This is a genomic window from Paucibacter sp. XJ19-41, assembly GCF_028462495.1.
Taxonomy (GTDB): domain Bacteria; phylum Pseudomonadota; class Gammaproteobacteria; order Burkholderiales; family Burkholderiaceae_C; genus Roseateles_E.
Genome location: NZ_JAQOWX010000190.1, coordinates 1 through 307, shown reverse-complemented (window position 1 = coordinate 307; position 307 = coordinate 1). Strand labels below are relative to the sequence as shown.

General features: G+C 77.2%; 1 pseudogene. It reads left to right on the top strand.

Annotated features, from left to right (window positions below):
• Positions 1–307: pseudogene (locus PO768_RS27360) on the top strand (protein-disulfide reductase); the annotation flags it as partial.

Genomic DNA, 307 nt, shown 5'->3' with positions numbered 1-307 from the left:
GCCGCAGGCGCTGCAGGCGCGCATCGCAGCCGCGGTCGAGGGGCCGCAGCTGGCCCTGCGCATCGACGGTCTGCCGGCCGCCTGGCGCGGCCGCGAGCTGCAGGCCTTCCCCGAGGAGGCCGGTGTGTTCGACCATGCCGCCGCGCCGACCCTGCAATGGGAGGGCGAAGTGCTGAAGCTGCGCCTGCCGCTGTCGGCCCAGCGCAGCGAAAGCCCGGCGGCCCTGCAACTGGTGCTGCGTCCGGCCGGTGAACCTGGCGCGCGCCTGGCCTATGCCGTCGCGGCCTGGCCGGCCGGCGTGGCCGCC